This is a genomic window from Tunicatimonas pelagia (genome assembly GCF_030506325.1).
In the GTDB taxonomy this organism is placed as follows: Bacteria; Bacteroidota; Bacteroidia; order Cytophagales; family Cyclobacteriaceae; genus Tunicatimonas; species Tunicatimonas pelagia.
This window is the reverse complement of the sequence record NZ_CP120683.1, coordinates 7,067,991-7,082,077: the sequence shown is the minus strand read 5'-3', so window position 1 is coordinate 7,082,077 and position 14,087 is coordinate 7,067,991. Positions and strand designations below refer to the sequence as shown.

13 protein-coding genes and 1 tRNA gene are annotated in these 14,087 nt (G+C 43.2%); 8 read left to right on the top strand and 6 right to left on the bottom strand.

The annotated features are described in order from the left end of the window. Positions 1–68 precede the first annotated feature (68 nt). The 6 genes from P0M28_RS30035 to P0M28_RS30010 all read left to right on the top strand — a co-directional run bounded on the left by P0M28_RS30035 (position 69) and on the right by P0M28_RS30010 (position 6,282). Positions 69–635 (top strand): DUF421 domain-containing protein, encoded by a 567-nt coding sequence (locus P0M28_RS30035; protein WP_302207209.1) that lies wholly within the window; start codon positions 69–71, stop codon positions 633–635. A gap of 618 nt (positions 636–1,253) precedes the next feature. Then, entirely contained in the window at positions 1,254–1,892 is a 639-nt protein-coding gene (locus P0M28_RS30030; RefSeq protein ID WP_302207208.1) for a hypothetical protein, read from the top strand. A 124-nt stretch (positions 1,893–2,016) separates the two neighbouring features. Beyond that, entirely contained in the window at positions 2,017–2,865 is an 849-nt protein-coding gene (locus P0M28_RS30025) for a transglutaminase family protein (RefSeq protein ID WP_302207207.1), read from the top strand. A gap of 848 nt (positions 2,866–3,713) precedes the next feature. Further along, positions 3,714–4,583 (top strand): helix-turn-helix domain-containing protein, encoded by an 870-nt coding sequence (locus tag P0M28_RS30020; protein ID WP_302207206.1) that lies wholly within the window; start codon positions 3,714–3,716, stop codon positions 4,581–4,583. Positions 4,584–4,857: 274 nt separating this feature from the next. Then, positions 4,858–5,280, top strand: coding sequence for a BfmA/BtgA family mobilization protein (locus tag P0M28_RS30015; protein WP_302207205.1), 423 nt, complete (start codon positions 4,858–4,860; stop codon positions 5,278–5,280). 39 nt (positions 5,281–5,319) lie between these two features. Beyond that, complete coding sequence (locus P0M28_RS30010; protein WP_302207204.1) at positions 5,320–6,282, top strand: DUF5712 family protein; 963 nt, start codon at positions 5,320–5,322, stop codon at positions 6,280–6,282. 365 nt (positions 6,283–6,647) lie between these two features. Here the strand turns inward: P0M28_RS30010 and P0M28_RS30005 are convergent, their stop codons facing one another. The 6 genes from P0M28_RS30005 to P0M28_RS29980 form a co-directional block, all read right to left on the bottom strand. Next, a complete protein-coding gene (locus P0M28_RS30005) occupies positions 6,648–7,205 on the bottom strand; it encodes a site-specific integrase (RefSeq protein ID WP_302207203.1) in 558 nt (185 codons plus the stop codon). 84 nt (positions 7,206–7,289) lie between these two features. Continuing rightward, positions 7,290–7,436 (bottom strand): phage integrase SAM-like domain-containing protein, encoded by a 147-nt coding sequence (locus tag P0M28_RS30000; RefSeq protein ID WP_302207202.1) that lies wholly within the window; start codon positions 7,434–7,436, stop codon positions 7,290–7,292. Next, the gene (locus tag P0M28_RS29995) at positions 7,372–8,001 is read right to left on the bottom strand and encodes a phage integrase SAM-like domain-containing protein (protein ID WP_302207201.1); all 630 of its coding nucleotides are present in this window, start codon (positions 7,999–8,001) and stop codon (positions 7,372–7,374) included. Before P0M28_RS29995 ends, P0M28_RS30000 begins: the two co-directional genes overlap by 65 nt. 277 nt (positions 8,002–8,278) lie before the next feature. Beyond that, a tRNA-Pro gene (locus tag P0M28_RS29990) sits at positions 8,279–8,353 on the bottom strand. Positions 8,354–8,486: 133 nt separating this feature from the next. Then, on the bottom strand, positions 8,487–9,242 hold the full coding sequence (locus P0M28_RS29985; protein ID WP_302207200.1) for an alpha/beta fold hydrolase: 756 nt from the start codon (positions 9,240–9,242) through the stop codon (positions 8,487–8,489). 90 nt (positions 9,243–9,332) lie between these two features. Beyond that, positions 9,333–10,148 carry an SDR family NAD(P)-dependent oxidoreductase gene (locus P0M28_RS29980; protein WP_302207199.1) on the bottom strand — a complete coding sequence of 272 codons (816 nt, stop codon included), beginning with the start codon at positions 10,146–10,148 and terminating at the stop codon, positions 9,333–9,335. A gap of 551 nt (positions 10,149–10,699) precedes the next feature. On the opposite strand from P0M28_RS29980, the gene P0M28_RS29975 reads away from it, so the two are divergent. Both P0M28_RS29975 and P0M28_RS29970 read left to right on the top strand, forming a co-directional pair. After that, on the top strand, positions 10,700–12,355 hold the full coding sequence (locus tag P0M28_RS29975; RefSeq protein ID WP_302207198.1) for a DUF1800 domain-containing protein: 1,656 nt from the start codon (positions 10,700–10,702) through the stop codon (positions 12,353–12,355). Positions 12,356–12,358: 3 nt separating this feature from the next. Then, positions 12,359–14,020 (top strand): DUF1501 domain-containing protein, encoded by a 1,662-nt coding sequence (locus P0M28_RS29970; protein ID WP_302207197.1) that lies wholly within the window; start codon positions 12,359–12,361, stop codon positions 14,018–14,020. Positions 14,021–14,087 lie beyond the last annotated feature (67 nt).

Here is a 14,087-nt window from a genome sequence, read left to right as displayed (position 1 = left end):
TAAACCTTTTTACTTAGGTAGTGTTCAGCCCCTGGGCCATTCTTGACCACTACCAACCCCTTAATACAATGGATAATATTTTTGTTACAAACCTAGATAGTATAGTACGCATCGTAGTGATCGTTCCGGTGATCTACGTACTCGTAATTTTGTATATTCGAGTGATAGGGAAGCGGTCTACCTCACAAATGAATAACTTCGATTGGATCGTAACGGTGGCCATGGGTTCGTTAGTGGCTTCTACAATCATTCTGAAGGATGTCGCCATAGTAGATGGTGCTTTGGGAATTCTGTTGCTGATGGTACTTCAGTATCTACTGACTAAAGTGATGTTGTATTCGGCGACCATCCGGAAAATTGTTAAGTCTACCCCGCAACTATTGTTGTACGAAGGAGAGTTTTTACCCGATAATATGAAACGGGAGCGAATCCTAGAATCTGAAATTCTAGCGAGCATTCGGGAGAGTGGGCTGAAGAACAAAAACCAGGTGTATGCCGTGATTCTGGAAACGGATGCCAGCTTTAGTGTGATTCCTAAAGAAAATGATGATGAGGTATGTTTCTCATTAGCGGACGTAGAAGGACTACCGTCGGGGTTGAAAGAAGAGTTGAAATCGAAGGGAGAAGCTGCCTAGAAAATGGCTAATCGGCTAGAAGGCTTGCCCCCCGGGGATTTTTCTGTCCTGAAATTTAAACTCTAACAATTGAGCGAGTTGCTGGTAAGTTTCTTGATTGAACCGGGAGGTTATATTCAATTGTCTTCCACTTCTAAATTTCATAGTAATACCATAAATGGTACCCCTCCAGAGGATAAGCCTAAGCTGTTGGGTACTCCAATGCTTCAGTTCCTCTTCCAGATTAATCCCCACTTGCCCCCGGAAAGATTTTGTTAAAACCAGAGTATCTTCTTTGAGGGTAATTTCGGTATTCCTTTGTAAGAAATAGACTAACAGTAAAACTATGAGAAGTAATATGATACTGGTAATTATAATTAATAGGCTATCGCTCATTACTGAAATAATTTATAAAAAATAAGTTTCCTGTAAGGGTAATTTAGTTACCGGGGTGAACACTTTATATGAAACTGATTCGCTACCTTAAAGGTTGGCGGTAAGCAGCATTCGTTTCTATCAGTTAGCTTGTAGATTAAATTAGCTAAAGCGAACTCCTTTTACCGTTTGACCGAGTCTGTCTGACTGAATCATTTCCTGGGGAATGTATCCTTTGGGAGGTTTTACCAAATAGCTTTTCCCATGAAGATATGTTTAAAATCGTATTTCCTGCATGATCTTATGACCCTACTGGAACAACAGTTGGGCAAGGATTATCTGGTTCATCAGCAGGAAATACTAAAAATCAGCACGCCCGATTATACCAGCCGCTTTCGGGCTCTGGACTTTTCTCAGGGACTGGGATGCTTTTATCTGGATATGCAGTTAGAGGAAGACCTGGAGATACTATTCGATATTAAACGGTATCATCCCTTACGTTTTTTGTATTCTCTTCAAGGAGGATTTTCCCATTCTGGAGTATCCGGTCGTTTCCAGCATCAGGTCAAAGCTGGTCAGTTTATCGCCTATGCCTGTATTCAGGGGCAAGAGCAAAAAGTCCGGTTTCCAGGGCGACAAGTAGTAAAGTGCCTTGGCATCCAACTTATTCGGCAGGACTTCACTCAATACTGGGATATATCCCACTTACCCTCTTCCATCCGAACCGTCATAGAGGATATCCAGGCGAAGCAACCCTATCTGCTTCATCAGACGTATGCATCGGTAATTGCTCCTTTTCTGGTGGATACCATCCAGAATAAAAAAAACGGGTTATCCGGCAACCTACTGTTTGAAGCTAAAGCCCTGGAAATTCTGGCCTACCAGTTAGAGGAATACCATTAAGGGCACTACTGCTCCATATTCACGACATTCTTATGAGAGGTACTGAACATCTTCCACCCAGAGAAAGAGGGTATGATGACACTACTGAAGATTTTAAACCCTAATACGCCCGCTGGCGGAAGCAATGAAAACTAGATTGAAAATCGTGCACGAAACAGCTTATAAATTTAGTAGCGAGGTTTTTATTGAACCGCACTACCTAAGGTTTAAACCCAGGGTCACTCCCCACAATAAGCTCGAAAGCTTTGCTATAGACATATCCTCAACCCCGACGGGTTTATCCGAACTAATTGACGCGGAAAATAACCTGGTGCATTTCTGCTGGTTTAGTGGGAGGCACGAAAAACTAAGTATCCGTTCGGAGTCGGTGGTACGCCTGGAAGATAATAATCCTTTTGACTTTATTCTGTTCCCTGATCGCTATTTTGATCTACCCTTCGACTATTTACCGCATCTAAAAGACGTACTACTTACAGCGTTAAAAACTAGAAACATCTATTTTCCTCTAATTGAATATGGTTACCAAGTTCTGCTAGATTCCGATCATAAGACACTATCCTTCATGACTGCCCTAACCAACCAAATTCATCATGATTTCACTTTAGAAACACGACTTGAAGGTGAGCCTTTAGAACCCGGAATAACTTTTGATTTAAAAAAAGGGTCTTGCCGGGATCTTTCATGGATGCTGATCCAGTTACTCCGACACATGGGCATTGCTACCAGGTTTGTAAGTGGTTACTTTTTTGTTGAATCGGAACATCCGGAGCCTGAGTTGCATGCCTGGGTGGAGGTATATCTACCCGGAGCAGGGTGGGTTGGATTTGACCCTAGTAATGGTTTATTGGCCGGTAGCTCCCATGTTCCGATCTGTTCTAGTTCACGATACGAAAATACTATGCCAGTAAGTGGCTCATTCAGAGGTGATGCTGCTAGTGAGTTGATCACATCGCTATCTATGGAGCCCATGTAAGTATTTTCACCATAAACAGAAATGATCAAATTTTAAATATACAGCACTTAAAGCCTGCAACAGTTGCATAGGTCATTTTCATGGATTTAAGACCTAAAACCGTTTGAATTTTTCATGACCTGAGCAGCCTCAACAATGCTACATTTTTGAGGCTTTTGCACTCTCGGTGATGGCCGAGGTAACCATGCCGCATTATGAATTAATACTTCAGAACGCTTCCCCTTATCCACCGCCTTCCATCCTTGCCAAGTTAACCCACCTCGTTTCAAACCCTCAAGGGAGGATTAAATCGGCCTCATCCTTCGTCCGCCCTTGACCGTTTGACTCGGTGGGTTGATGTACCCATGTGGGGGAAGGCTGGCAGCGGCGGTGGATCACCCACCCATTTTTTTCTTATGGGGGAAAGGCCAACTGCGGTATGGCTAGAAACTTGACGAAAAATTGTCATTTACAATAGGGTGTTTTACTGCGTTTTGAATAGGTTACCGTCTTTTCTACCACCAAAGCTTATCAAGTTGCATCAAATCGGGGTAAAACGATCACTTTCTTATAAAAAATAGGAAAATAATTTCCCCTGGACAATAGCCTTTCATCCAGTACATCGGTGTACTTTTGCTATGAAACCCCGTCGTTTCTTTACACTTTATTGTATTGGTTAACGCATCAACATCCATCTTTTACGATCTCTATATGCCCCCTTTTCTTTTTAATGAAAAGGAGTAAGTAATTCCTCTCTACAAGAAAAAAGGAAGAGAGTGGTATGCTGATGATTGATGCAAGTCCCCCCTGGAAACGGACGGGTATTATGTCACATCAACAAGTCTTATCATTCATCACAATTTCATCTTATGAAACACCCAATTTATCACACTAACCTACCAGCTACAGTGCGCTTTGACGCTCGGTTATCTCCCTACGCCCGCCTGCTTTACGGGGATATCAAAGCCCTCTGTGACCAGCAAGGCTACTGCTGGGCCAGCAACCGCTACCTGGCTTCCCTCTACGGAGTAAAGGCGAAAGTCGCCTCGCGCTGGATACAGCAGTTGCGAAAATACGGCTATCTAAAAATAGCTATTCAAGCCGGTAATCAACGTAAAATTTTTGTTCAAAGCGATCTACTCAATAGGGGAAGCCTACGTCCTAATTCGGTAGACCCTATCCCTCAGAGAGTAGAGGGCGGTCTACCCGATGATAGAGCGGAATCGGGTTCACTCCTTATAGATAATATTATCGATTATAATGATCGAGTAGATAGTACACCTACCCCTTCCTCATCTATTAAAAAGTGGAGGGGTAAACCAGAAAAAAATAGTGAAAACTTGCCTGTCAAGCATAGTGTAACGATGGACTTATCTGAAATGTCCTCAACCCCAGAAAAACCATCCCCCCCGTTCCGCTCACCCCCCCTTCCAACGGATAAAAACAAAGAGGTGTTTATCAAGCCTACGGCTCAGGAGGTAGAGTCCTACATGCAAGGGCAAACCGAGCTCTGCTCTAGTGTGGTAACAGCAAAAGCCCAGGCACAACGATTTATGAATTATTACCAATCCAACGGCTGGAAGGTAGGTCGCCATCCCATGCAGGACTGGCAGGCGGCTGCCCGTAACTGGCTACTAAATACCAAGACCTATGAAAGTCAACAAAAACCCTATGCTCAATATGCTACCGAAAGCCCTTACGAATCCTCCCGAGAGAAAGATTACAGCATCCCGCTCTAAGCTAATACTACTCACCTGGATGACCAATCATTCAGTCAGCGGTATCACCTACGGGTACGCTCCCGGCTGCGCGAGATGTGCAACCTGATCGCCTTTCCCTCGGATGCCCGAGACTTGCGTAGGTAGCATCCTGGCTAAAATGGACAGCTAGATGGGATCTTACAAGTTCCTTTCTAACCCCTTGTTCTTCAGTAATTTATACAAAGTTAGTTTTCAACTCAGTTACTTCCCATTCCTAACCCTTTGATTATCAAACTCAAAAAAGTTCTTTACCATGAGTACTTCTAAAAAAATCAACGTCTCCCATGCTTTTCATCAGCGTTTGAACCAAGAAACTACTAGGCTCAAACTTTCTTACAAAGAATACCTGGAAGCAGCAGGTGAGTTCTTCATCGCCCACAAAATAGATCCTAGAAAGTATCAGGCCGGACAGACCGAAGAACTAGCCAATTTGCTTCGGTCAGCCGTAGATCGAATATTCGCGCTACTGATTTTTCAGGAACAGCATGTCCTCAAAGCCATCCATACCGAAGCGAGCAAAGCCCGAATTATGGGCGAGTTATCGGTGAACCATTTACTACGACTGTTGACCGAAGATGAAAGTAGCTTGCAAGCCCTTCAGCAGCAAGACCAGCAGTACCTTACCCAACGTCTTCGTCAAGCCCTTGACCAGTTAGAAACGGCTAAGACCCAATAGGATGACTTACTCAATCCCTAACACCCAATACTCAAAGACATGCACACAAAAATCATTGATCCCAAACGAGATGGTCGCCTTGTATTTGCCAACCGGGGCTCTTGCCAGAAAACAGTGAGTTACTTGGGCCACGATGCCAAAGCTCGCGATGAAACTGTACAGTTTTTTGACCAAGAACGAAATGCGATAGCCCCAGAAGAAGTAAAAAGCATGATTGACCGGAATGCCAAGGGCTTACGAAAAGAACAGGAAAAATTTTATTCATTGGTGATATCCCCCTCGCAGGCTGAATTAGTGCACCTGAAGAATGATCCCACTAAACTACAAGAATACACTCGAGCCGTCATGCAAAATTATGCGAAGAACTTTAACCTGAAAGATGACTCCCGAATACGACCTTCGGAACTAGTCTGGTATGCCACTATTCACCACGACCGAACCGAAAAAGAAGGGGAGCAGAAAGGAGAAGTCAAAAAAGGTCATCATACCCATGTGCATATTCTGATGAGAGCCCAGGATAGGAATAGGCAGCACCACCTAAACCCCAAAGGCTGGAAAAGTCACTTCACGTTCAAAGACTGGCAGGTACAAAACGGCAGAACCTTTCAACAGCTATTTGATTACCAGCAGGAGACCACTTCTAAAAACCTTACTGCCAGTATGCCCGAAGCAACCCAACTTCGCCATCAGGAACGCATTCGCTACAAAATAGACTATCTCAATCAGTACTTCACAGGACACTGGAAACTGGATGAAAATAAGGTGTTATCCATCGCTGGAGAGCAAAACTATGGCAAAGGCTTTTTCTTTCGGTTGCACCACCTGACCAAAAGCTATCAGCAAGGAAAGTTAGTCAACAGTCCTTATCTATTGCTAGAAACCGGAAAAGACGAACTCCTGGCTCTTCCTGAGCACACCTTGTTACATCTGGGAAAGCAATCGTTGGGGATGAGTGAGGAAGTAGCGCACACTGATGCCGAGAAGCAAAAGAAAAAACAGTAGCAACAATATTCTTCGTCCCATCCACAGGTGGAAAGGTGATTCATAAATGATACCGATATAAGCCTATACCGTATTTCCCTTTTTAATTGTAATTCCTTCATGCTAATCGTTACGGGCAGAACAATTTTCTATCAGCTACTTCTTTGAATCTAGTAAGTAGAATAGATGGATTACTAATAATGATTTTAGGATTAGTACACGGGTACGATGCTACGAAACTAATGTCGTGACATTATCGGGTACCTTTTTTGCTAGTTGTTAGAAGTTACGAGAGTTAACTAGTTAGCAAAAAAGCCACCTTATGAATTATTGTCCTCTCTACCATTGGTCGTTTTTTCATTCGTAGCCCGACTATTTTTAGTGATTCATCCATCATGTGGCTCCAGTAAATTATACTTTAGATTGAGAAAATAAGCGTTAGAGACAATTATTACTGAAACTAAAAAGAATTTAAGAGGTGGCTTGCCGAATCCTGTTCTTGATTTTGCGCTGATGCTAACTAATATTTCTTCTAGTTGATCCATATCATTACTGAGTTTTTGCTCAACCACTTTAGCATAGATCTGAGTAGTCCGTAAGCTGGTATGCCCCAGCATTTTACTGACCGACTCAATGGGTACGCCATTCGCTAAAGTTACGGTGGTAGCAAAAGTATGTCGGGCCAGGTGAAACGTCAGGTTTTTCTTTACCTCACATAAGAAGGCTATCTCTTTGAGGTAGGCATTGGTTTTCTGGTTGGTGTACACAGGTAATACTTTCCCATTGATCTGGGCTAAGGGATGGTTCTGATATTTTTCTACAATGGCCTTAGCCTGCGGAAGTAACGGTACCTTAAAGAATTCTTTGGATTTTTTCCGCTGACCATGTATCCACAATTTGCCATCTAATCCGGTAACAATATGATCAGGAACTAGATCGTACACTTCGGCGTACGAAAGACCGGTATAACAACTAAAGATGAAAATGTCGCGGGTTTGATCTAGCCGTTCAACACGAAACTCCTTTTCCTATATGCGCTCAAGTTCTTCAGGGGTCAAGAAGCCACGTTCTTTTTTCTCAAATTTCAGTTTGAATTTCACAAAAGGATCTTTAGTCAGCCATTCTTCCTTGATGGCAAGATTTACCATTTTTCGTAGCCGCCCAGCATGTTTCATGGCCCCATTCTGGGTACAGGGTTTTTGATGGCCGTCGGGCTGCCGATGTTAAAACAAATCGGACAAAATCCTTAATGAACTTATAGTCCAACGTATCCAGATAGATATCCGATGTCTTATGTTTCTTTTGTAAAAACTCATTCAAGTATCGCTGAGTCGTGAAGTAGTTCTTCTGGGTGCCCCAGGCCAGTTCATACTTCATTTCTTCGTTGTGATACTTTATTAGCTCTTTCAGGGTTTTGCCTCGCTCATCTTGTCCCAGGTAGCGGCTCTTGATGGCCTCTGTGGTAATTAGTATTCGCTCCTGGGCGAGAGATTCTTTGCAATCAATCAGCCGACTTTTTACTTGGTCTAAATATCCATTAAGTTGTTTGATTTCTTCTTTGGTACCTCGGGCAATACCTCGTACTTCATCCCATCGCTCTAAAGCAATTTTTCGCTGCACGGACATATCCAGACGCTTAGCATTGACGGAGATACGAACATAAATAGGCACGAGACCTTGTTTGTCTTGCTGGTACTTTTTAACGAAAAAAGTGATTCCGAAGGTTTTGTTGCTACGCATACTGTGTTGTTTTAATTGGTTTTGACTTCCGTTTAGCTGTGCCTAAGCACAAAAAGGGTTCAAACAGCACCAAAACGAAACAATTTTTATGATCACATAAATCTGTATATCAGTAAGTTATGCTCAATTCTGTGCCTAAAAGGTAAACAGAAAAAATAGACCACGAAATAGGCACATTTTTATTGAGAAAGTATGCATGAAATGGAGGGTAGAAAAAAGAAAAGCCCCTCAAATCATACGATTTAAGGGGCTTTGCCGACTTTTGTACTTTAAGAAGTCGGGATGACTGGATTCGAACCAGCGACCCCCACGTCCCTAACGTGGTGCGCTAACCGGACTGCGCTACATCCCGAGGTTATTTTCCGCTTTAATATAAGAGAACCACAAAGCTAACGCTTTCTCTCCATAATTCAAGCTTAGACTTGGCTGTTTTAAGGATAAATTTTAGTAAAGCAGTGTACTCTAAAAAAGCTTAATGGGTTAGGTTATATTTTTTGCCTCACAATATTTTTGATCTGAGAAGCTAACCATTTGGGCTCTTCTAACGGAAGTAGGTGCCCAATATTTTTAATCGCATTAATCTGAATATGAGGGATCAGTTTTTTCAACTCAGCACAAAGGGGGCGAAATGGAATAACGGGATCATCTTTAGAAGCAAGCAAATGTACGGGTGTTTTAATTCGAGCTACTTGATCGGCAATAGAATAGTTCATTCCATCTGTTAACCACCAACGCCACGTAGGGTGATCTACCGCTAACTGGGTTGCGATTGCTAACGAACGTTGTTCTTCCGTAAGCACTGCTCTAGTCGCTCCTTTTACTGTCTTTATTGCTTCTGATAGATTAGGATGGTTGAGCATACGTTGCCGCTCCGCTTCCTCCATTGGCTCCTGGGTAGGAGGGGACGGTGCTACTAACACCACATGATTAATATGGTCTGGATTCGTCGCGGCTACCGATAAAGCTAACTTTCCTGACATGGAATGGCCTACTAAAGTGCAAGCCGATAACCCGAGCGATTCAAGAGTTTTTGTAATCCATTGTGTATAGCTTGCAATTGATAATGCGCTCAGTGGAGGTGTACTCCCGAACCCAGGGAGGTTTAGTACAAAACACGTGTAATCTGATGCAAGATCAGAAACGACCCACTGCCAGCTATCGGCAGCACCACCAAAATAATGAAGGAAAACTAAAACGGAACCATGATCGCCCTGCTGTCGCGCAACGGATGATTTGTTCATAAAAGAAAGAGTAAGGAAAGGAGATAGGAAGTCAGTACTTTGTACATCAGCTCGTACTATGTTTTCTTTTCTCCTATCTCTACGCCCTGTTTAACCAAAGGCAGTTTCTACAGCTCCGCCGTCTACACGGTAGTTGCTACCATTCACGTAACTAGCTAGTTCGGAACAAAGAAAAGCAATCACGGTAGCTACTTCTTCGGGTTTACCACGTCGCTTGACCGCAATATGAGGTCGTTCGTTTTCTAAAAACCACTCTATGGCTTCGTCGGTAGAGGTGCCTCGCTCATCGGCTAACTGTTCCATCATTTTGTCAGTCATAGGGGTGGCGATGTAAGCGGGGGATACACAATTAAACAGTAGGCCTTCCTTAGAATAAGCCCGGGAGAGACATTTGGTAAGATTAATCACGCCAGCTTTGCAGGCGTTGTACGGACTTTCTTCTTCGTAGGGCTGTAGAGCATTTTCCGAAGAGATAGTTACCACTCGCCCCCAACCTTTTTTTTGCATTTGCGGGATAAACGCGCGGCATATCCGGACAGTACCCATCAAGTCTATATTAATGGTCTCCATCCAATCTTCGTCAGTTAGTTTTAAAAAGTCACCGGCAGCTCCTCGCGCGCCCGCAGTATGCGCTAAGATGTCAGCTCCTCCAAACTGATCTTGCACTTTTTTAGCTAACTGCTGTACATCATCATAACTCGTTAAATCAGCCGTGTACGCAGCAATTTGTCGAGAATCGGCAATATGAGGTCTAACCTTTTCAACCGCTTGTTGTAGCGATTCTTCTTTAACATCCGATAGCACGATATTCGCACCTTCGTTGGCTAAAATTGTAGCTGTTTCTAACCCAATGCCTGAATCGCCTCCGGTGATAACCGCAGTTTTGCCTTCTATTTGTAAATTCATAAAAAAAATAAATTATTCACAGCTTAGCTGTGCGTTAAAAAAATTAATGACTGCTTAATTAACCAACAGTAATGGGCAAGTGTTTAGTAAATAGAATAGCAGGTATGTTGGCTACTAAAGTAGGCTTTCATACTGGCAGTGACCAATATTTCTGTAATCGTTATAGCAAGAATAAGAACCTTCCGATAAAATCATTACAAGAGAACGCTTAATTTATCAGTCTACAAAGAACCATCAATGTATTCATGATTGCAGACAGAATTTTGCCTGTGAGAGGCTTGATCTTATACCTTATCCGGAATAATATGATATTAATTTTGTCCGAGCATCGGAAAACAAACTCAAAAGTAGCAGAAAGCAGCCGGAGAACAGATCATTATGATTGTGAGGTATTTCAAAATGAGAAACATAATGGTTTCAATATCTCCGTAGTAGCTCAGAAAGTGATCTTTAGACAGTGTTTTAATAAAATGTACTTTTTTAATAAATAAAATAATTTTTTATAGTTATCTCAGTACCAAATTTGATTGAAAAGAGGAAAATGATGTTTTATGGCTTCACTTTCCCCTTATACTCAACCACTCGGTGTTAAACGGGCAGCGCACCTACTACGCCGGGCAACATTCGGAGGAACTAAATCGCAGATTGACCAATTTGCTCAACTGACTCCCGCCGCAGCGGTAAATCGCTTATTTGCTGTCCCAGCTGAACGGGAAGCACCTCGCGACCCAGCTACTGGAGCTAGTTGGGTAAACCCTAAGCCTATCGATGTTAATAGCGGAAGAGATGAGCTAATTGATCAGACTAAAGTTTGGTGGATAGATTCTTTTCTGCAATCTGATGCTTGCATTGCTCCTAAGAGCAGCTTCTTTCTGCATACCCACTTCACTACCATCTCCAATCGGCTCCGTAATGCCCCATCTATCTATTATCAAATTCGATTATTTGATCAGTTTGCCTTAGGAAATTTTAAAGAGCTGACCAAATGCATCTGCTTGGATAATGCTATGATGCGCCACTTAGACGGACAACTCAACCGTAAGGGTAGTCCGAATGAAAATTACGCCCGAGAGTTCTTTGAGTTGTACTCCATTGGTAAGGGGCCTCAAGTTGGCCCGGACGATTATACCACATTTACCGAGCAGGATGTAGTTGAAGCAGCTAAAGTGTTTTCTGGTTTCGATATTGACGTAGAGTTTACCAATATTAATCCCGAACTCAATGTATCTCAGGCAATTGTTCGAACCAATAGTCAAGGGTTGGCCAGCCAACACGATAGTTCTACGAAAACGCTTAGTGCTGCCTTTCAAGGAGCTACCGTATCGCCAATTGAAATGGTAGGAAATTCAGCGACGACTGAAGCAGCGATTGACGAAATTCATCAGTTGGTAGAAATAGTATTTGAGCAGGCAGCTACTGCCCAGCATATTTGTCGCAAACTATATCGATTTTTTGTCTACTACGAAATTAGTGAAGAGGTAGAGCAGAATATTATTGTACCGCTAGCGGCCATTATGCAGCAAAATGACTACGAGCTTAGGCCTGTACTGGAAGCATTATTTACTAGCCAGCATTTCTACGATGAAGACAACACCCAACAAGAAGACGATCACCTGGGGGCTATCATCAAATCTCCTCTAGATTTGATTGTAGGCATTCACCGCTTTTTTGAAGTGCCTTTGCCTGATTATCAAGGTGATTTGGATACTTTCTACAGTACACTGCACCACGGAGTGCTGGAGCCATTATCCGATCAGGGTATGTACTTTTACGAACCCTTTGAAGTAGCGGGCTATGCGGCTTATCACCAAAGTCCAGCTTTTCATCGTAACTGGATCAGTTCTAATTATTTAGCCCGACGGTATGAGTACGCTAAAAAGCTTATTGAAGGTATTCGTGACCGGGATGGAAATGAGTTGGTAAAGCTGGATGTGATGGAGTACGTGACTAATCCAGCCAATATCAGTGACCCGACAAACGCAGCACAACTGGTACGCGAACTTGTAGACTATTTGCTTCCCGAAGAGATTAGCGAAGAGCGATTCGATTTCTTCTTGAAAGCTATTCTACTTGATGACCTTTCTGAAATTAACTGGCAGTTTGAGTGGCAGAACTACGAAAGCAGTGGTGACGATTCTGCCGTCAGAGTCCAACTTGAAAAATTGTTTAATACTATTCTGCAATCACCAGAATTCCAACTCTCATAGCGTATGAACCGACGATTATTTCTTAAAAAAGCCCCGGTAGCGGCAACCGGAGGAGCCATGATGTTAAACGGACTTTCGATCCAAGCCATGGCTCAGCATAGTCCTTTACAATCCTTAGCAGCCAGTAGTGCGAATGACCGTGTACTGGTAATTATTCAATTGCACGGTGGCAACGATGGATTAAATACCCTTATTCCAATAAACCAGTACGCTCGCTACTACGATTTGCGACCCAATATCGCCATTGCTGATAAAGGCAGAAGAGCAGCAGTTCTGTTGGATAGTACGTTGCCTGATGAGCAGCAAATCGCTCTGCACCCGGATATGTACGGTATGAAAGAGCTTTACGACCAAGGAAAAATGGCGATTGTGCAGTCGGTGGCGTACGACAATATGAACCTTTCCCACTTTCGTAGCCGCGATATTTGGTTTATGGGTGGGGATTACGATGAATACAAAGATTCAGGATGGATTGGCCGCTACTTAGATCAACTATTTCCGGATTATCCGGATAGTTATCCTAATGAGGGAATGCCCGACCCGCTGGGTATTGAAGTAGGGAATTCGGTTTCGCTGGGTTTTCACCGCGATAATGGTATTCCAACATCCATTGCCATTAATAATCCGAGTCAGTTTTATAATCTGATTAATAGTGTTGGGGTAGATCCGCCAGAGTCGGTAGCAAATACATTCTACGGTCATGAGCTTCAGTGGATTCTGGATATTGAGCAAAAATCTAATCAGTACGCTGGTCGCTTGCGGGAGTTATACGAAAAGGGAAGCAACAGTCCAGGAGTACAGTATCCCGAAAGGTATCCCTTGAGTGCTCCGGCGAGTGTTGTTCGCAATGGTTTGGCCCCTCAGTTACAAATGATTGCTCGGCTGCTCAGCGGAGGTATTCAAACAAAAATTTTCCTGGCCCGTATCGGAGGTTTTGATACTCATGCTTCTCAAGTGGAGGCGTACGATGCTTCTATGGGAGTTCACTCTGCCAAGCTTTACCACATTGCTGAAGCTATGAAAGCCTTTCAGGAAGATTTAAAGTTTCTTGGTTTAGAAAACCGAGTGATGACGGTTACCATGTCGGAATTTGGGCGTAGGGCAAAGTCCAACGGTAGCTATGGAACCGACCACGGAACCGCCGCTCCTATGTTCGTCTTCGGACGAAATGTGAAACCCGGTATTATTGGCACAAATCCTGATTTAAACGATCTAAGTCGTAACAACATTAAGCATCAGTACGATTATCGTCAGGTATTCGGCAGCTTGGTTCAGGACTGGATGCAGGCTGATTCGGCTACAATGGAGCGAACAAATTTTAGTGAATACGTGGAACCGGATAAGAAAATTACGCTGGTAGGCGATCCAGTTACTTCAGTAGACGCTGTTCAGTTCAGACAGGCTCGCTACTACCTAAAGCCTTGCTCACCCAATCCGGCAGCCGGGCTAACTCAGGTACAGTACCGTATCAACTCCCGGGAGTGGGTACAGCTTGAGGTGCTAGACGTCACAGGAAATTTGGTAAAGCAACTGGTTGATCAGGAGCAATCGGCGGGAGAATATACTCAAACGCTAGATGTTTCTGACTGGAAAATCGGCACCTATATTGTTAAAATTAAAACTACGGGTTGGCAGGAAACTACTAAGTTGATTGTGACTCAATAAAGCTAATTGTTAGCATTTATCGGAAGGTCAGGCTCATTGAGGGTTTGGCCTTTTCTTTTTTCCGTTC